Genomic DNA, 20,430 nt, shown 5'->3' with positions numbered 1-20,430 from the left:
ACTAATCTTATCATCTCTTATAAACAGTTTTTGTTGATTTCGTTTTGGTATGGCAGTTAAAAGAATGCACCTTATTTTTGCAGAAAATGAAAATATATGCGTAAGCTTAAAAATAGCGAGTTAACCCGGTTGGATGTAGAAACCTTTAAACAAGCTCCGAAAACACCTCTGATAGTGGTTTTGGATAATATCCGCAGCCTGAATAATATAGGATCCGTGTTCAGAACCTCTGACGCTTTTTTGATAGAGAAGATTTATTTGTGTGGCATCACTGCCACTCCACCGCATAAAGATATACAAAAAACCGCTTTAGGAGCTACAGAGAGTGTAGAGTGGGAGTATGTGGAAGATACATTGGCGCTGGTTTCCGAATTGCAGGAAAACAATATAAAGGTTGTTTCTGTAGAACAAGCCGAAGATGCGGTAATGCTCAACAACTTTATTCCGGAACAAGACCGGAAGTATGCGGTTGTTTTTGGGAACGAGGTAAAAGGAGTGTCGCAAAAAGTAGTGTCAGCATCTGATATGGTTGTAGAGATTCCTCAATACGGTACAAAGCATTCGTTAAATATATCGGTGAGTGCCGGTGTAATTATCTGGGACCTGTTTAGTAAGTTGTCAAAATAAGAAAAGGAGCCTTTTGGGCTCCTCCTCAGTCAATATATTAAGTAAAGTTAGCTAGTTTTCTTTTCAATTCGGGGTCTAAATAATAAAACGTTTTTCTAAAATGCAAAAAAAAAGTTAATAATTTTCGTAAAAATTAACGTTCGTTGTAGAAATCGTGTACTTGGTCGATGATGAAATGGTAGTCGTCTTTGCATTTTACAAAGTCCATTTCCGAAACATCAATAATAAGAGAGTTGAGCTCTTTATGGGTTTTTATATAATCGAGATAGGCCTTGTTGATAGATTCTAAATAGTTGGGGGCGATACCCTGTTCGTATTTTCTGCCTCTTTTTCTGATGTTTTCCAATAGTCTGTCCGTGTTTTGATACAGGTATACATAAACATCGGGTTTGATCACTTCTTTATACATAAAACTAAAAATTTTCCGATAGAGGGTAAATTCGTCTTCCTGTAATGTGACCTTGGCAAAAACAAGTGACTTGAAAATATCATAATCACTGACCATAAAATCTTTAAACAAGTCAAATTGTGAAGTGTCATCCGTAAACTGCTGATATCTGTCAGCTAAAAAAGACATTTCCAAAGAAAAGGCATAGCGTTGCATGTCGTTGTAGAACTTAGGCAGAAAAGGGTTGTCTGCAAAGCGTTCTAAAACCGGTTTTCCGTTAAAGTCATTGGCTATTTTAGTGGCTAAAGTGGTTTTTCCGGCTCCAATATTGCCTTCTATTGCCAGTAGCCTGAACCTGGAAAAATCATTTTTTTTTATTTGCAGGACTTTATTGTAAATAATAAGTTCGCTGTTGTCATCGCAATTATCCAGTAACTCAGAGGTGCTTTTCCTTAACGTCGGGTGAATTTTCCCCGGAGCAATATCGGCCAACGGCTGTAAAACAAACTTCCTGTTCTGAAGGTGAGGGTGAGGTATTTTCAGGATCGTATTATCTATGGTCTCGTCTTCATAAAAAATAATGTCAATATCGATGGTTCTGGCAGTATATCCTTTTCGACCGGAGCGTATTCGACCGAGGTCCTTTTCTATACCCAACATGGTCTGGAGGAGTGCTTCAGGACTCAGTGGGGTGTCTATGGCAAGGCATGCATTCAAAAAATCATCGCTTTCAAACCCCCAGGCCGGAGATGTGTATACCTTAGAAAGGGCAGTTACTTTTCCTGCATTCACGTTTAGCTTGTCTACCGTTCGTTGAAGATTTTGAAATTTATCACCCTTGTTGCTGCCTATCGACAAATATGCTCGCTTAAATTCTCTCATAATAGGCGACAAAGTAAACAAAAGAAATTCACAAAAGTTTATCTTTGCTTTCATTGTTGATAAGTTTTAAGGCTTTGTCAATCTATAATGCATGCTGTAATGTAACAATTGCAACAAAAGAAATACTAAGTAAGTGAACATAATGACACATTGAAGATCCATGTGTCTGTAAAAATCGATTGTATGAAATTTCTTCGAAATTTACTAGCCTCTGTATTGGGTACCCTTGTGGCTCTGGGGATTATTTTTATGGTGTTTCTGATTTTTATAGCCTTTGCAGGAAATCAGGAAACAATTAAGCCGGTAAAGGATAATTCTGTGCTGGAGATAAGTCTGTCAAAACCGTTGAAGGATTACGGTGGAAAATACAACTTTATCGATTTTGAGTACAAGTTCGAGAATTATGACGGATTGAACAATGTGACGGATGCGATTCGTTTTGCCAAAGAAGATGATAAGATAAAAGGGATCAGTATTTACAGTAAGGTTTTTATGGGAGGTACTGCACAGGCAAAGGCTATCCGTGATGCCTTGGCTGGTTTTAAGGAATCGGGGAAGTTTGTTTATGCCTATGGCGACTTCTTTACCCAGAAAGATTATTACCTGGCTTCTGTTGCCGACTCGGTGTTCCTGAACCCGGTTGGGGAAATGGATTTTAGAGGGCTTTCGTCAGAAGTGTTGTTTTTTAGGGATTTACAACAGAAATCGGGCGTAAAAATGGAAGTGATACGCCATGGAAAATACAAAAGTGCTGTGGAGCCGTTTCTTGCCGATAAGATGAGTGAGGCTAACAGAGAGCAGATATCGGAACTTTTGGAATCCGTATGGGTGTCGGTTAAAGAAGATATTGCTGCCAGTAGAGACATCACTCCGGAAAACCTGGATGTGTTTGCCGACGAGTTGGCTGCCCGCACACCCCAATTAGCATTGGATAACGGCTTTGTTGATGCCCTGATGTATTATAATGACTATGAATTGATGCTTAAAAGGGCAATAGGAACAGATGCTCTTGATGATGTAGCGTATGTGTCGGTAACAGATTATGCTGAACATGCCTCCAGGAAAAAGAAATCGTTCGGAAAGGATAAGATAGCGGTGGTTTTTGCCCAGGGAGAGATCGGGTATGGCAAAGGAGACGATCATGTGATCGGACAGGGAATTATGATCAAAGCGCTGAAAGAAGCCCGGGAGAATGAGAAAGTAAAAGCTATTGTCCTTCGTGTGGATTCGCCGGGAGGGAGTGCGCTGGCATCAGATATCATCTGGAATGAGATTGCGTTGACCAAAAAAGTGAAGCCGGTAGTGGTTTCTATGGGTAATGTGGCTGCCTCAGGAGGATATTATATAGCAGCCGGAGCCGATCGAATTTTTGCTGAACCATCGACGATTACAGGTTCGATAGGTGTTTTCGGAGTAGTGCCTAATATCCATGAATTGGCAGTGAGATGGGGTATTAATGCTGAGCAGGTCAATACCAATAAACAATCGACAATCTACAGTGTGTTTGAGCCTATGACTGATGAGTTTAGAGCGGTTACTACAGAAGGGATAGAGCAGGTGTATCAAACTTTTCTGGAGAGAGTGGCTCAAGGGAGAAACATGACGATCAGTGAGGTAGACAGTATAGCTCAGGGAAGGGTCTGGAGCGGACTGGAAGCTAAGGAAGTCGGTCTGGTGGATGAAATAGGGGGGCTTGATGATGCTGTTGCCTATGCGGCTGAACTGGTGGATCTTACTGATTATGCAGTTCGCAATTACCCCGAATACGAAATTAATTTTGACAAAGTTTTTACCAGGTTTGGATTGGTGCAGTCTAGGGAAGAAATTATTAAAGAAGAAATTGGACAGGAAACTTACGAAGTGTATCAGAAATTAAAGGCCATTTCGCAGCAAAAAGGAATACAGGCAAGAATTCCTTTTGAAATGCATATTCGATAGCAGATGACGCGAAAAGATAAAAAGCTGGCCTTTAAAGTGTATCTCTACCTTGGAGCACTGTTTATAACGGCTCTGGTGGTTTCTAATCTGATTTTTCAGAAGTTCTTTTACTGGAAGCCTTTTGGAGATGTGGAGGTTTTTGGAGCCCGTCTTTTTGAAATATCTGTAGGGATCTTGCCCTATCCGGTTACGTTTCTTATAACCGATCTGATATCTGAAATCTACGGAAGAAAGAAGGCAAACCAGGTTGTGGTGGCTGGAATATTTGCTTCTTTCTTTTCGATGGGGATTGTGTTGCTTGGGAATATGGTGCCTGCCATTGATCAGTCGCCGGTCGATGATGTTTTGTATTCAAAAGTGTTTGCGCTCTCTCCGATTGCCGTATTGGCATCTATGTTGGCGTATCTGTTGGCACAATTCGTCGATATCAGGATATATCATTTCTGGAAAGGATATACCGGTGGAAAGCACTTATGGCTAAGGAATAATTTTTCCACTTTCACTTCTCAGTTTATAGATACCTTTACCGTGGTTTCATTATTGTGTCTGTTTCAGGTGCTTCCGTGGAGTATGTTTTATGGATTGCTGATAAGCGGATTCGTATTTAAAGTGATGGTAGCCGCTGTAGATACCCCGTTTTTATATTTTTTTGTATATGTATTCAGGCGTCGTTTCAATTTAGCGGCTGGTGAAGAGATTGCGTTGGATTAGTTGTTTAGATACAAGCGGAACTCTGAAATTTTAAACTTTTATTAAATCTGTAGAAGGAGTTCTTGTATTTAATCTGAAATGAATAATTTAGCGGCATGAAAGCAAGGAAAATTCTTAAGATAACAGCCGTAGTTGTATTCGTTTTAGTGGCCATCCTGGTAGCGGCCCCTTTTGTTTTTGAAGGAAAGATTAAAGACATGGTCAAAGAAACGGTTAACAAAAATTTAAACGCAGAGTTTGATTTTTCGGATGTGAGCCTGAGTTTTTTCAAGAGCTTTCCGCAAGCTACAGTAGTGGTGAAGGATGTGAGTATTGTAAACAAACAACCTTTTGAAGGAGATACATTGTTTGTGGCCAATACCGTGTCAGCGTCTATGTCTGTAAAGGAATTGTTTAAGGGGGGTTCGGAGCCGATGGTTGTCAGGAGTTTCTCTATAGACGGGGCTGGTGTAAATGTCAAAGTTGATAAGGAAGGGAATGCGAATTATGATATAGCGAAAGAAGCGACGCCTACATCTTCTGGAGAGCATTCAGGTTCTGGAGAAGGTTTTCAGCTGTCGTTGGAAGCATACAGAATCAGTGAAAGTACTATATCGTATGAAGATGCTTCATCCAACATGAATTTCCTTATCGACCGTTTGAATCACTCCGGAAGCGGCGATCTTTCTGCCGCTGTTTTAGAATTTGATACCGATACCGAGGCTCTGGTGTCTTTTGCCTTTGACAGTATTCAGTATCTGAATAAGAACAGCCTGAAACTAGATGCCGTTATAGGTATAGATCTTAATGAGAATAAATATACTTTTTTAGATAATAAGGCTTTTGTTAATCAGTTGCCTTTGATTTTTGATGGTTTCGTAAAGCTTAACGAAGAGAATCAGGAGGTGGATGTGACATTTAAGACCCCTTCTTCGGATTTTAAAAATTTCTTGGCAGTCATTCCGGAGGCGTATTCTAAGAATATAGAAAACGTTGAAACACAGGGTAATTTTGAGGTCGAAGGTTTCTTTAAAGGAGTTGTGGATGATACACATATTCCTGCTTTTGATATTCAGATAGCTTCTGAAAATGCTTCTTTCAAATACCCTGATTTACCTAAATCGGTACAGGATATTAACCTGAAAACTATTATAGCGAATAAATCGGGCTTGGTTAAAGATACGTATGTAAACATAGAAAAGCTTTCCTTCAGAATTGATCAGGATCGTTTTAGTGCACAATCATATATCAGTAATATTACAGAAAATCCCAATGTTAAAGCAAGTGTCAGGGGAACGTTGAACCTGGCGAATCTTTCACAGGCATATCCTGTGGAGATGGATACGCCGTTAAAAGGGATTCTTAAAGCAGATATCAGAACAGCTTTTGATATGGCAACCATAGAAAACGAACAGTACGAAAAGACTCAAAATGAAGGGAGCCTAGTGTTGTCTGGTTTCGAATATGCTTCCAATGAAATGAAACACCCGGTAGCAATTTCTGAGGCTGATGTGGCCTTTAATCCTGAAACGGTTGCTTTAAACAAGTTTGATGCTAAAACAGGAAGTACCGATATAAGTGCAAGTGGTATAATTGAGAACCTGTTAGGCTTTATGTTTAATGATGAAAATGTAAAAGGGGATTTTACGCTTACTTCTGATAATTTTGTTTTAAATGATTTTATGGTTAGCGGAGAATCCGAATCATCGTCAGGCGGTGATAAAGAGGAGGGGGATACAGATGAACAAATTAAAATTCCTTCTTTTTTAGATGCCACTATTAAAGCCAATGCGGCTACTGTAGTCTATGATAACCTGAAACTTAAAAACGTAACAGGTGTTCTCAAAATAAAAGATGAAAAAGCTGTCTTAGAGCATGTTTCGTCTGATTTGTTTGGCGGGAAATTAACGTTGTCCGGTGATGTTTCAACCAAGGCAGATACTCCTGTGTTTAATATGAGCCTGGGAATGAGCGCCTTTGATATTGCGGAATCTTTTAATGGTTTGGAGTTGTTTAAGGCGCTAACACCGATTGCCGGAGCCTTGCAGGGGAAATTAAATTCGAATCTGGCTATCGGCGGAAATCTTAATAGTGACTTTACGCCAAATCTGGCTACTGTCAGCGGAAAAGCATTGGCCGAAATTCTGGGAAGTACAATCAAACCGGAAAATTCAAGAGCTTTGTCGTTGTTGGGAGATAAACTTAGTTTTATTGATCTGGATAAGATAGATTTAAACAGGCTTAAAACAACTTTGTCTTTTGATAATGGTACTGTGAGTGTTAAGCCTTTTCAGATTAAATACCAGGATGTTGTAATTGATGTTGCGGGAAGTCATGGTTTTGATAAGACGATGAAATATAGTGCAACATTTCAGGTGCCGGCCAAATACCTGGGGTCTGATGTTGAGAATGCTTTGAGTAAGATTGGAGATAACAAAGGCTCGGAAAGTATAATGGTGCCGGTTACGGCTAATATAGCAGGAACTTTTACCCAGCCTGTTGTTTCGACCGATTTAAAACAGGCAGTTACCAACCTGACCCAACAGCTGGTAAAGCAGCAGCAGGATAAACTGGTGAAACAGGGTAAAGATGAGATTAAAAATGCATTGGGGAATTTGCTTGGAGGGAATAGAAGTGCCGACTCTGTCAAAGCAGCTCCGGGTAAAGATTCAGCAGCAGTCAAAAAAGGAGACGATATTAAAAAAGCAGCGGAGAATGCTTTTAAGAACTTATTCGGGAAAAAGAAAAAAGATACGGCTCATTGAAAATTTTGAGCAATTTCCCGAAAGAGCTGTTTGAGAGTCGCCGGGGAAGGTGAAATAAAAGATTCCGGTATATTCCTTTGGTCGGTGAATATCCCCGGGATTTCCTTTAGGGACGGTCGCCTGGGGTAGGTTTTTTATTCATTTTCGGGCTCTTCATTTAAGAGTATTTTTTTTACCTCATTGAGGTAGCTCCTTCCGATGGTATAGCGAATACCGTCAATTTCCACACTATTTCCTTCAATAACTTCGACCTTATCAATAGATATGGTGTAGGATCTGTGTATTCTTATAAACCTGTCTGAAGGCAGGTCGTCCGTAAAACTCGTGAGGGTCTGGTGAACAATATGCTTACCTGTCTTTGTGATGATCTTAATATAATCTTTAAGACTTTCGACGGCCAGGATATCGTCTAAATAGACTTTTTTTAATTTCTTCTTGTCGATCTTAATAAAGATAAAGTCCTTTTCTCCGGTAAAGGTCTCTTTGGAGTGGCTCTCTATTTCTTTTTGAGCTTTGTTAACGGCTTTTAGAAAACGGTTAAAAGGGATGGGTTTTACTAAATAATCAAGAACTTCCAGTTCGTAGCTCTTTACCGCATATTCCTCATGTGCCGTAGTGATAACGATCAGTGGGCATTTTTCCATGTTCTGAATGAAGTCGAGTCCGTTCAGAAGTGGCATGTTGATGTCTAAAAAGAGCAGGTCAACATTGTTCTTTTGCAAAAAATCCATACTCTCAATAGCGCTGTTAAATGTATTTAACAACTCTAACGAGCTAATCTGAGACACGTAATTTTTTATCACATTAACTGCCAGGGGCTCATCGTCTATAATCACGCACTTTAGCTTCATTTCAATTTTATTTTTAGTTCGACAACAAACGTATTGTCCGTCTCGTAAGTTTTTAAATTGTATTCGTCTTTTGAATATCCCAGCTCCAAACGTTTCTTAACGTTATTGATACCGATCCCTCCGCTTTTTGACAGGTATTTTTCGATGATTTCTTTTTTAGGTAATGTGTTTTCGACCTTAAAATATAATAAATCATTTACTATTGAAAAATCGATATTGATGATAACGGTGTCTATGCTCTTATCGGCTCCGTGTTTAAAGCAGTTTTCAATAAAGGTCAATAATAGCATTGGAGCTATTTTTTTGCCTTCGATATCGCCGGTGATATTCATGTCGATTTTTACCGAATCGCCATATCTTATTCTTTCGAGATCCAGGTAATCCTGAATACACATGATCTCCTTTTTGAGGCTTTGCTTTCTTCCTTTTGTTTCGTAAAGCATGTATCGCATAAGCTGCGATAATTTCATGATTGTCTCGGGAGCTTTATTAGATTTTTCAATAGATAGCGAATAAATGTTGTTTAGTGTATTAAAAAAAAAGTGTGGCGATATCTGGGCTCTTAAAAAACGTAATTCGGATTCGAGTTGAGCCTTTTCAAGTACCGCTGCCCTTTTGCTTTCTCCGAAGTAATCTATGGTGATCTTAATAGCGGTTACAAAAGATACAACGTATAGTTCGCCCAGCATCATTTGCAATGCGTAGTTAAACGTAAATGAAGTCGTCTCCGGGCCTTCGGGCCATACATTGGTGCTTATCAGAAAATATGTCAGATTGAATTTAAGAAGCACCATGATAAATATAGAAAGGAGAATTGCTGCTGAATATGCAACGAACTTCCGTTTGTATATAAGCTTAGGCATCAAGAAATAAATATTGAAGTAGCATAGGGTCATATGTATGGGAAATCCAACCAGGTTAGCCTTGATGGAGTACCAGTAATCGTTATAGTAACTCCCCCAACGAATCGTATTGAAGAGAAAGTAAATAGCCCAAAATATAACATGATGTCTGGCTGTTATCCTATATTCATTCGAGGCATTAAACTTAAGAAGTTTGTCAAGTGGTTTCATATTTATGGCATCAATTTGTCAAGGCGATGTTATTTGATGTTTAGCTTTCCAAATATGTTGCTGGTCTAAATTTATTTCTTTCGAGGCTAAAAATATGAATATTTATCACTTATCTGTTAATGATAACTTAACAATTTTACAATATGCTGAAAAATTACACCCTGTTATTATTTATATCAGGAATGCTGCTTGCCTGTAATAAAGACGAGAAAAAAAGTGATTTGTTACAAACTGATAAAGAATTAACATATGTTGACCCTTTTATCGGAACCGGTGGGCATGGGCATACGTATCCCGGAGCTACAGTTCCATTCGGGATGTTGCAGGTGACACCTGTGAATGGAATTAGTAAATGGGACTGGTGTTCGGGATATCATTATTCAGATTCAATAGTTGTTGGTTTTAGTCATCTGGCGCTCAGTGGTACGGGTATTGGAGACTTGAACGATATTTTGGTGATGCCGGTTAATAAGAAAGTTGATCTGTCCAAAGAAACAAAAGGCAGAGATGATGTGCCGTATAAATCGGCATACTCTCATAAAAATGAGAAGGCTGCCCCCGGATATTATCAACTATACTTGGAAGATCATCGCGTGAATGTAGAACTAACTACAGCGCAAAGGACAGCCTTGCATAAATATACTTTTAAAGAAGGAGACGATCAATCTGTAGTTGTCGATTTAGGATTTGCTATTAACTGGGACAAACCATTGCAGACCCATATTGAAATAGAGGATGATCATACGATCAGTGGTTACAGGCATAGTACTGGCTGGGCTAAGAACCAAAAGGTGTTTTTCGTGATGAAATTTTCAAAACCCATAGTTGAATTTAATCAAAACGAAAAATCACTTCATGGTGTTGCTGATCAAAGCGCTGAAGGAACGACAGCAGTACAATTGTTTTTTGATAAGGATAGCGGCAGTGAGCTAAAGGCAAAAGTTTCTCTCTCATCTGTAAGTATAGTGAATGCTAAGGAAAATATGAAAGGTTATGAAGAAGGTTTTGATTTTGAGAAGGTGCGTGCACAGGCCGGGAATATATGGGAAGAAGCTTTGTCCAGGATCTCTGTGGAAACACCCGTTGATTCTTTAAAGACCATTTTTTATACAGCCTTGTACCATACACAAGTAGCTCCGGTAACTTTCAGTGATCTGAATGGAGAATTCAGAAAAGAGAATGACTCAATAGAAAAAGCCAATGGTTATACTGCTTATTCAACCTTGTCTCTGTGGGATACATTCAGGGCTGAGAACCCTCTGCTAACATTAATAGCTCCCGATAAAGTGTCTGATATTATAAACAGTATGTTGGCGTATTATGATGCTCGCGGGGTTTTGCCTGTGTGGACGCTTTATGGGAATGAGACCAATACAATGACAGGCTATCATTCAATTCCGGTTATAGCGGACGCATATTTAAAAGGATTTAAGGGCTTTGATGCTGAAAAAGCATTCAGGGCGATGAAGGAAACAATGATGCAAGACGACAGGGGGCTTGCATATTACAAGGAGTTCGGGTATATACCATATACAAGTCTCGATGAGTCGGTAACCATAACCTTAGAATATGCATACGATGACTGGTGCGTGGCTCAAATGGCAAAAGCGCTGGGGAAGGAAGAAGACTATGAGTTCTTTATGAAGAGGTCGGAAGCTTTTAAGTATTTACTCGATGCTGAAACAGGCTTTATGAGAGGTAAATCTGAGGATGGGAAATCGTGGAGAGAGCCTTTTGATCCGAAGCATTCTAATCACCGGGAACATACAGATTATACAGAAGGAAATGCATGGCAGCATAGCTGGTTTGTGCCACATAATGTTGAAAAGTTTGTAGCGTTGCACGGGGGAGAAGAAGTGTTTGCCCAACGATTGGAAAAATTGTTTACAGAAAGCTCTGAAATTACCGGAGATAATGTGTCGGCCGATATTTCCGGTCTGATAGGTCAGTATGCGCATGGTAATGAGCCCAGTCATCATATAGCATATCTTTTTAATAAGGCGGGAAAACCGTGGCGAACTCAATATTGGGTAAATCATATTCTGAAGACCCAATACAATACTACGCCTAATGGTTTGAGCGGAAATGAAGATTGCGGTCAGATGTCTGCCTGGTATGTGTTCAGTTCTATAGGGCTTTACCCGATGAACCCGGCTTCTGCCGAGTATGAAATAGGGAGCCCGATATTTGAAAAATCAACGATTAGTCTTCCGGGAGGAAAGTCTTTTGAAATTTTTGCTGAAAATGTTTCCGATACTAACATCTACATCCAATCGGCTACTCTGAATGGTGAAGTTTTTAATCGTACGGGTATTTCGCATGATACCATTTTAAAAGGAGGGCAACTTCATTTTATTATGGGGTCGGAGCCGAACAAAGATTGGGGTGTTGAAGCTAAATAATATAAAATGAATATTGTTGATGTTGTTATAATTGCACTTTACATAGCTTTAACGCTATTTGTTGGAGTATGGGTCTCTAAAAAGGCTTCCAAAGGACTCGATTCTTATTTTTTAGGAGGAAATAGTATTAAGTGGTATTACCTGGGACTGAGCAACGGATCGGGGATGTTTGATGTTTCCGGAACGGCATGGATGGTTGGAATCCTGTTCCTTTATGGGGTGAAGAGCTTTATGTTTATGTGGATGTGGCCTATCTGGAATCAGATATTTGTGATGGTGTTCCTGGCCGTATGGATTCGAAGATCTAATATCATGACGGGGTCGGAATGGATCTTAACACGTTTTGGAGATGACAGGGCTGGCAGAGCGTCGCATCTGATAGTAGCGATCTTCGCAATTGTTGCTTCCGTAGGATTTATAGCTTACTTTTTTGAAGGAGTGGGTAAGTTTATGACTGTTATTCTGCCTTGGGATGTTTCCCTGGCAATGGGGGAGACCATTTTGCTTACTTCGGCACAAAGCTATGCGCTGATCATTATTTTTCTCACTACCATATATACAATTAAAGGAGGGATGTACTCCGTTGTGGCTACCGAGGTACTTCAGTACCTGATTATGGTATTGGCAGGAATATTGGTTGCTGTATATGCTTTTGTAACGATTTCTGATGCTGAATTAACAACATTGATCCCAACCGAATGGAAAAACGTTTTCTTTGGTAATGAACTCAATGGCTTTTGGGATGGTAAGCTGGCCACTTTTAACGAGTTGATAGATACACAGGGGTATAAAATGTTTGGTGCTTTTATCGGAATGACTTTGTTAAAAGGTTTTTTTGCCAGTGTGGCTGGGCCTACACCAAGTTACGACATGCAACGGATTCTTTCTACACGCACCGTTAAGGATGCAGCATATATGAGCGGATTTACCAATTTGGTCTTATTCATACCACGTTATTTATTAATCGCAGGAGTAGTTGTGATCGGGTTGGTCTATATAGCACCTGAAATGGCAACTTCCGGTTCCGTCACGTCTAACGATCTGGAAGTGATTTTACCTAAAGTTATCAATTTTCATGTGCCGGTCGGAATCAAAGGGCTTTTACTGGCAGGTTTGTTAGCAGCTTTTATGTCTACCTTTTCTGCCTTTGTAAATTCCGGACCTGCATATATTGTAAACGATATATATAAAAAATATTTTAAACCCCAGGCATCAGACAGACATTATGTAAAAGCAAGTCATGTAGCTTCTTTTTTTGTGGTGACACTGGGAGTGATTATGGGCTTCTTTGCAGAGTCTATAAATTCTATTACATTATGGATTACCAGTGCGTTATACGGCGGGTATGTAGCGGCCAACTTTTTGAAATGGGTATGGTGGCGTTTTAACGGATGGGGGTATTTTTGGGGGATGCTTGCAGGTCTTATAATAGCGACCCTTCAGTTTTTGATGGATCAGAATAAGGACAATTTTATTGATGGTACATTACTATATGAATTGGCCCATATTCCGGCAATTTACCTGTTTCCGATAATTTTTGCAGGTTCTTTGATCGGGTGTTTCTTAGGCACTTGTTTTACCCCTGCAACCAATATGAATACTTTAAAGAGTTTCTATTTAAACGTAAGGCCCTGGGGATGGTGGAAACCGGTATTGTATGAGTTGAAAAAAGAAGACGGATCGATTGAAAAGAACAAACAATTTGGTATGGATATGCTGAATTGTGCCATCGGAATCGTATGGCAATCCAGTATGATATTGATGCCTATATTCTTAATGGTGAGAGATTATCCGAAAACACTTGTATGGACAGCCGTTTTTGTAGTAACTTCGGGAATCCTCAAATTCACTTGGCTAGATAAAGTTAAAAAGTATAAAAATTAAAATTGATGAGTAAATTTCCGTGGCAGGATAGACCTGAGAATTGTAGTGATGTGTTGTGGCGCTATAGCGAAAACCCGATTATTGACAGGTATGCCATACCGACATCTAATAGTATATTCAATAGTGCCGTAGTACCTTTCGAAGATGGATATGCCGGTGTGTTCAGATGTGATAATAAGGCTGTGCAAATGAATATTTTTGCAGGGTTCAGCAAAGATGGCATCCATTGGGATATTAACCATGAGCCGATTCAGATGAAAGCGGGTAATACCCAAATGATAGATTCTGATTATAAATACGATCCGAGGGTAACATTTATAGAAGACCGTTACTGGGTTACCTGGTGTAATGGATACCATGGTCCTACGATAGGTATAGCCTATACGTTCGATTTTAAAGAATTCTTTCAGTGTGAAAATGCATTTTTGCCTTTCAATAGGAACGGAGTGCTGTTTCCAAAAAAGATTAACGGCAAGTATGCCATGTTAAGCCGTCCGAGTGATAATGGACATACGCCTTTTGGGGATATATATATAAGCTATAGTCCGGATATGAAGTATTGGGGAGAACATCGATGTGTTATGAAGGTAACCCCCTTTGAAGACAGTGCATGGCAATGTACTAAAATCGGTGCCGGGCCTGTACCAATTTTAACCGATGAAGGCTGGTTGTTGTTTTATCACGGGGTAATCAATACCTGTAACGGATTTAGATATGCTGTGGGAGCAGCGATACTCGATATACATGAACCTGATAAAGTAAAATACAGGACACAGCCATATATGCTGGGACCTGCTGAGATATACGAAACGGTTGGAGATGTTCCGAACGTAGTGTTCCCTTGTGCAGCATTGCATTCTCATGAAGATGATAAGTTAGCCCTGTATTATGGTGCCGCAGATACCGTAACAGCAATGGCTTTTGGCCGCATAAGCGAAATAATAGATTTTATTAAAGAGAATAGCTTATAGTATGGCACGACAAAAAAGAAATTTTACATATTTAATAAAGCATTCGGTGTTTGTGTTGGCAAGTGGTTTTGTAGTGACCGCTTGCGCCCAATCAGCCTCTAAAGCTCCCAGAAGTTATGTGGCTCATAAAACTTCAGAGTCGATTCAAATCGACGGGAAAGCAGATGAAAACTCATGGGAGAATGCTTCCTGGAGTGAAGACTTTATAGATATAGAAGGGGGTAAGACGCCAACATACAAGACAAACATGAAGATGCTTTGGGATGATGAATACCTGTATTTCTTTGCCGAAATGAAAGAGCCACACGTATGGGGAACTTTAAAACAACGGGATACGGTGATATTTTATAATAACGATTTTGAAATATTTATCGACCCCGATGGTGATACCCATAACTATATGGAATTTGAAATGAATGCCCTCAATACTATCTGGGATTTGTATTTGGTAAAACCATATCGCGAACATGCACCGGTAATCGACAGTTGGGATATTCAGGGCATTAAAACAGCAGTTCATGTAGATGGAACTCTTAACGATGCGGGTGATGAAGATAAGGGGTGGAGCGTTGAGATCGCAATGCCATGGAAAGTCTTGACAGAGGCCAATACACATGGAAAAGTGCCAGCCGATGAATTCTGGAGAATTAACTTTTCGAGAGTAAATTGGGATTTCGAATTGGTTAACGGACGTTACGAACGTAAAAAAGATGCCAAAGGGAAGTATCTTCCTGAATACAACTGGGTATGGTCTCCTCAGGGCGTTATTAATATGCACGAACCTGAGCATTGGGGGTATGTATATTTTTCTTCAAAGGAAGCCGGGCAAAAAGAAATATTTACAATCCCTGACGACGAGGCCATTAAATGGCAGATGTACGCTTTGTACAGAAAACAAAAAGCTTTCAAAAATAAAAATGGGAAATGGGCGGCTACTATGGATGAGTTGGCTCAGGAGCCGATAAAAGTAAAGGGGAAAGAGATTCAGCCTTCCATAGAATTGCATGAGCAGGGATGGAACATCAAAGTGGGGAGTCCATTTACGAATCAGGTTTTAATCATAAAGGAAGACGGAGATTTTTTAAAAATTAAAAATTGAATTTGAATGCTGGTGTAGAAAGTTAAATGAGGGTAAGGGAAGGATTCGGTTAGCAGACTTAATTATATTTAGAGAAAAGATTAGAAATGCTACAACAGAGCTTAATTAATAACGTAAACAAATTGATAAGATCGGGTGTCTTCTTTTTTGTTAGTCTGATGCTTTTTGCTTGTTCAGATACTAAAGAAGAGGGAGCGAAAGACAAAAACAACCCTATGAAGGTTATAGGTTATGTAGCGGGTTATGAAGATTTTGATCCGGCACAAGTTGATGCAACCAAATTAACCCATGTTAATTATGCATTTGCAAATATCGTCGATGGCGGCGTGCAATTCGAGCTGGAGACTGATGTTGCGAAAATTGCCAGCTTAATAGCCCTTAAAAAGAATAATCCCGAATTGAAAGTGCTTTATTCTGTTGGAGGCTGGGTGTGGTCTAATGAATTTTCACATGTAGCAGCTTCAGAAGCGGCTAGAAAAAAGTTTGCCAATAGTTGCGTGCAACTTATGAAAAAGCATGGTTTTGACGGGGTGGACCTGGATTGGGAGTATCCTGGTCAGCGAGGCGAGGATAATGCCTTTCGTCCATCAGACAAAGAAAACTTTGCCCTATTACTACAAACAATTCGTGAAGCTCTAACCGAGCAGGGAGAAAAAGACAATGTACATTACTTGTTGACTATTGCTACCGGTGCAGACCAGGCGTATATAGATCATACTGATTTAGGAAAGGCACAAGAATATCTCGATTTTATCAATATCATGTGTTACGATTTTTATCATGGGTGGCATTACCAAACCGGCCATCATGCCAACTTATACCCTTCAGATAAAGAAAAGTTTGGAGGTAATAGTGCTAAAGAAGCTGTTGCAAGACATTTGAAGGCAGGGGTTCCTTCTAATAAGTTAATTATGGGGATTCCTTTTTATGGCAGACAATGGGAAAAGGTGACACCAAAAAACAATGGTCTCTATCAATCAGCCATGTCAACGGGGGGTATTGTATCGTATAATGATATTGTGGGAAAACTGGCATCGGGTAACTATAAAAAGCTATATGATGAATCTGCAAAGGCCCCGTATCTGTGGAACGAGCAGGACAGTATTTTTATTTCCTGGGAAACATCGAAGGAAATCGGTATGAAAGCCGAGTTCATTAAGGAACACGAACTCGGAGGCGCTATGTTTTGGGAATATAGTCTGGATAAGAACCAGGAGTTGTTGAATGCGCTTTTTGACAGTCTGTATAAGTGATTTAAATACTTATTAACGAAAAGCCTATGATCAGATATCTGGTCTGTAAAGAGATAGGATTACAAGTAACCTTAAATAGAATAATAAAGAAGAAACGCCCTCACTTTAGTAACCACCGTCTTGTTGTTTATGTCATGCAAACAAAACAGTCTTGATAAAGCAACAGTTCAGACGCTTAGTTGTAAAGTGCAGATAACACAAAAACCTTATAAATAAACTAAATAACAAATCATGCGTCTATTAAAATCGACATTTATAATTGCTTTGGTTTCTTTAGTTTCTTGTGTTCAGAATGACAAGAAATCAGAAGCCAGGACTGAGGCAGCAGCTGTTGCAGAAGAAACCGGGGACAATGACTTTAAGTATTGGACCTGGATAACAGCCAATTCAAAGAGAACAGATTCGTCATATACTGAAGAATTCAAAAAATATAAAAACAGTGGTATTGATGCCGTATTAATTAATACGAATACAGATCCTGAATTATTATCCCGTTTAGTTCCTGTGGCTAAAAAAGAAGGCCTGGAAGTTCATGCCTGGATTATGGCGATGAACAGACCTGGAGATACAGTTGCCTTAAAGCATCCTGATTGGTATGCAGTAAGCAGGGATGGTAAATCTTGTCACGATACCCGTCCTTATGTGGATTACTATCAGTGGATGTGCCCTTCCAGAAAAGAATCTACCGGGCACGTGTTGAGTTTGGTGGAAGGATTGTCTAAAGTAGAGGGTGTAGCCAGTGTGCATCTTGATTATATCCGTTTACCGGATATTTTCTTGCCGATCGGGCTATTGCCGAAGTATAACTTAAAACAAGAAGAGGAGTTGCCTGAATTTGATTTTTGTTATTGCGATGTATGTGTGGCCGAATTCGAAAAGGTTCACCATAAAAATCCAAGAGATTTTGACAATCCTGCTATTGATATGGAGTGGAAACAGTTTCGCTTGAACAAGATCAAGGCAGTAGTAGACCAGGCTTATGAAATTGCTCATGACAATGGTAAAATATTAACCGCAGCCGTTTTTCCTTACCCTGAAATGGCAGACCATATGGTACGTCAGCGTTGGGATAAATGGAACATCGATATGGTTTTACCAATGATCTATAATAACTTTTACAACGAAGAAGTAGATTGGATTGGTTATGCTACAGGACAAGGCGTTAAAGACCTTGAAGGAAAGGGAGTAGAGCTTCATACAGGGGTATATGTGCCGACCATGAGTGCTGAAGATGTTGCTCAGGCAATACAATTAGCTAAAGATAATGGCGCAAAAGGAATCTCTTTCTTTGACGGGCCGGCTATAACGGATGAGCAATTAGCAGCTATAAAAGCTTCAAAAGAATAACAATACAAGATAAATGAACCTAAGGTATTTTTACATTGTTCTATTAGTTTTTATTGGTTGTAAAGAACAACGGACAACCAAAATAAAAGGATTCCCCAACCTGATAAATTATGTAAATACCTTTATAGGCACCGATGGTCCCGGAAATACATATCCGGGTGCTACGGTGCCTTTTGGTATGGTGCAGTTAAGTCCGGATATAGGGATTCCCGGATGGGACCGCATTGCCGGATATTTTTATCAGGATTCCATCATTTCAGGCTTTTCTCATATGCATCTTACCGGTACCGGAGCTGGCGATTTGTACGATATTCTTGTAATGCCGACAAACAGCAGGTTTTCGAAAAGAATTAAGGAAAACAATTTTAAACCGTTTTCTTCTTTTGATCACAAGAAGGAGTATGCAGCTCCCGGCTACTATACTGTAGATCTTCTGGATTACGGTATAAAAGCTGAGCTGACGGCTACAAAAAGAACCGGAATTCACCGATATACTTTCCCTGAAGATGAATTAAGTCAGATTCACATCGATCTTGGTTATGCGCTTAACTGGGATCGCCCAACAGATACCTACATAAAAGTAATAGATGGTCATACTATTGAAGGCTATAGAAAATCAACCGGTTGGGCAAAAGACCAGCGGGTTTATTTCGTTATGGAATTTTCCAAAGATTTTTCCGGCTATGAAATTTTTAATGACAGTATTAAAGTTTCTTCACCAGCTCAGGGAACAGATACCAAAATTGTATTGAATTACCATACAAAAAAAGATGAACAAATTATAGTTAAAACAGGTGTGTCCTCCGCGAATATGGAAGGAGCCTATAAATCGCTCGAAAAAGAAGCGCCACATTTTAACTTTGATGAATATAAAAGACAAGCCCAAAACCTTTGGGAGAACGAATTGCAAAAAATAGTTATTGATACAGATGATAAAGATCAAAAAACGGTTTTTTATACGATGATGTATCAGTCCATGCTTGCACCCACCTTATTGAGTGACCATAACGACCTGTATAAAGGTGCCAATGATACAGTAATGAAAGCGGAGGGCTTTGAACGTTTTGATACTTTTTCACTTTGGGATACCTTCAGAGCGGCACATCCGCTATATACGATTATCCAACAGGAAAAAGTACCTCATTTTATAAAATCTTTATTGGCTCATTATAAAGAAACCGGAACGCTGCCGGTTTGGTCGATGCAAGGAAATGAAACTAATATGATGATAGGGTATCATGCGGTTCCGGTAATAGTGGATGCTTACTTTAAAGGTTTTGATTTTGACGCGGAGCTTGCCTATGAGGCTTGTAAGACAAGTGCAATGGTCGATGAAAGACAGATCGATCAGTATAAAGCATTAGGCTATGTACCCGTAGATGAGCACCATGAGAACTGGTCTGTATCCAAAACGGTTGAATACGCTTATGGGGACTGGTGTATAGCTATGTTTGCTAAAAGCCTTGGGAAGCAAGACGATTATGAATATTTTTCAGAAAGATCTGAAAACTGGAAAAACCTGTATGATCAGGAATCCACATTCTTTCGGCCTAAAGATACGAAGGGTGAATTTATATCCCCCTTTGTTCCTAAAGACTATTCTCCGTATTACTGTGAAAGTAATGCATGGCATTATTTCTGGTTTGTGCCTCAAAATATTAAAGGTCTAATAGAAGTGACTGGAGGAAATGATCGATTTACACAAAAATTGGACTCCATGTTTACTTATGAACCTGCCCCGGAAGACAAATTGCCGATCTTTAGTACAGGGATGATAGGCCAGTACGCACATGGAAATGAACCGAGTCACCATGTAGCTTATTTGTATAATCACATAGGTAAACCATCTGAAACTCAAAAAAGGGTAAGGCAGATATTAGAATCACAGTATAAAAATGAACCGAACGGTCATTGTGGGAATGAAGATTGCGGTCAAATGTCATCCTGGTATATTTTTAGTTCCTTAGGTTTCTATCCTGTCAATCCGGCTCAGGGAGTTTATAGTCTTGGGGCCCCTCTGTTTAAAAGTGCAACTATAAAATTACCAAATGGTAGAACTTTTACCGTGGAAGCAAGGAATTTAGATAAGGATCATAAATATGTTAAGCGTATTACGCTGAACGGAACACAATTAAACAGGCTGTATATCACCCATAAAGAAATTATAAACGGAGGCAAGTTGCTCTTCGAAATGGCAAATGAGCCGAATGATGATTTGTTTAGCACAGCAGAATTACCATTGACTAATAAAATATACTAA

At 39.5% G+C, this 20,430-nt stretch carries 14 protein-coding genes; 11 read left to right on the top strand and 3 right to left on the bottom strand.

Going from position 1 to position 20,430, the window contains the following annotated elements; all coding sequences use genetic code 11:
- Positions 1–96 precede the first annotated feature (96 nt).
- Complete coding sequence (locus MQE36_RS02445; protein ID WP_242937617.1) at positions 97–627, top strand: RNA methyltransferase; 531 nt, start codon at positions 97–99, stop codon at positions 625–627.
- Between the two features lie 133 nt (positions 628–760).
- Here the strand turns inward: MQE36_RS02445 and folK are convergent, their stop codons facing one another.
- Entirely contained in the window at positions 761–1,897 is a 1,137-nt protein-coding gene (gene folK, locus MQE36_RS02440) for a 2-amino-4-hydroxy-6-hydroxymethyldihydropteridine diphosphokinase (RefSeq protein ID WP_242938801.1), read from the bottom strand.
- Positions 1,898–2,080: 183 nt separating this feature from the next.
- On the opposite strand from folK, the gene sppA reads away from it, so the two are divergent.
- The 3 genes from sppA to MQE36_RS02425 all read left to right on the top strand — a co-directional run bounded on the left by sppA (position 2,081) and on the right by MQE36_RS02425 (position 7,290).
- The gene (gene sppA / locus MQE36_RS02435) at positions 2,081–3,835 is read left to right on the top strand and encodes a signal peptide peptidase SppA (protein WP_242937616.1); all 1,755 of its coding nucleotides are present in this window, start codon (positions 2,081–2,083) and stop codon (positions 3,833–3,835) included.
- A 3-nt stretch (positions 3,836–3,838) separates the two neighbouring features.
- Entirely contained in the window at positions 3,839–4,546 is a 708-nt protein-coding gene (locus MQE36_RS02430; protein ID WP_242937615.1) for a queuosine precursor transporter, read from the top strand.
- Between the two features lie 95 nt (positions 4,547–4,641).
- On the top strand, positions 4,642–7,290 hold the full coding sequence (locus MQE36_RS02425; RefSeq protein ID WP_242937614.1) for an AsmA-like C-terminal region-containing protein: 2,649 nt from the start codon (positions 4,642–4,644) through the stop codon (positions 7,288–7,290).
- 134 nt (positions 7,291–7,424) lie between these two features.
- Here MQE36_RS02425 and MQE36_RS02420 read toward each other — a convergent pair whose 3' ends face one another.
- A complete protein-coding gene (locus MQE36_RS02420; protein ID WP_242937613.1) occupies positions 7,425–8,141 on the bottom strand; it encodes a LytR/AlgR family response regulator transcription factor in 717 nt (238 codons plus the stop codon).
- Positions 8,138–9,214: a sensor histidine kinase gene (locus MQE36_RS02415; protein WP_242937612.1), complete on the bottom strand. Its 1,077-nt coding sequence runs from the start codon at positions 9,212–9,214 to the stop codon at positions 8,138–8,140. The genes MQE36_RS02420 and MQE36_RS02415 overlap by 4 nt, the downstream gene beginning before the upstream one ends.
- A gap of 143 nt (positions 9,215–9,357) precedes the next feature.
- Between MQE36_RS02415 and MQE36_RS02410 the strand changes: the two genes are divergently transcribed.
- From MQE36_RS02410 to MQE36_RS02380, 7 genes are all read left to right on the top strand, one after another.
- On the top strand, positions 9,358–11,616 hold the full coding sequence (locus tag MQE36_RS02410; RefSeq protein ID WP_242937611.1) for a GH92 family glycosyl hydrolase: 2,259 nt from the start codon (positions 9,358–9,360) through the stop codon (positions 11,614–11,616).
- A gap of 6 nt (positions 11,617–11,622) precedes the next feature.
- A complete protein-coding gene (locus MQE36_RS02405; RefSeq protein ID WP_242937610.1) occupies positions 11,623–13,500 on the top strand; it encodes a sodium:solute symporter family protein in 1,878 nt (625 codons plus the stop codon).
- 5 nt (positions 13,501–13,505) lie between these two features.
- Positions 13,506–14,471 carry a glycoside hydrolase family 130 protein gene (locus tag MQE36_RS02400; RefSeq protein WP_242937609.1) on the top strand — a complete coding sequence of 322 codons (966 nt, stop codon included), beginning with the start codon at positions 13,506–13,508 and terminating at the stop codon, positions 14,469–14,471.
- A gap of 1 nt (position 14,472) precedes the next feature.
- Complete coding sequence (locus MQE36_RS02395; protein WP_242937608.1) at positions 14,473–15,570, top strand: carbohydrate-binding family 9-like protein; 1,098 nt, start codon at positions 14,473–14,475, stop codon at positions 15,568–15,570.
- Between the two features lie 86 nt (positions 15,571–15,656).
- Positions 15,657–16,823: a glycoside hydrolase family 18 protein gene (locus MQE36_RS02390; RefSeq protein WP_242937607.1), complete on the top strand. Its 1,167-nt coding sequence runs from the start codon at positions 15,657–15,659 to the stop codon at positions 16,821–16,823.
- Positions 16,824–17,054: 231 nt separating this feature from the next.
- The gene (locus MQE36_RS02385) at positions 17,055–18,170 is read left to right on the top strand and encodes a glycoside hydrolase family protein (protein ID WP_242937606.1); all 1,116 of its coding nucleotides are present in this window, start codon (positions 17,055–17,057) and stop codon (positions 18,168–18,170) included.
- Between the two features lie 13 nt (positions 18,171–18,183).
- A complete protein-coding gene (locus MQE36_RS02380) occupies positions 18,184–20,430 on the top strand; it encodes a GH92 family glycosyl hydrolase (protein ID WP_242937605.1) in 2,247 nt (748 codons plus the stop codon).

It is taken from the genome of Zhouia spongiae (assembly GCF_022760175.1).
GTDB classification, from domain to species: domain Bacteria; phylum Bacteroidota; class Bacteroidia; order Flavobacteriales; family Flavobacteriaceae; genus Zhouia; species Zhouia spongiae.
The sequence above is the reverse complement of the archived record's forward strand: the minus strand, read 5'-3'. Positions and strand labels throughout refer to the sequence as shown.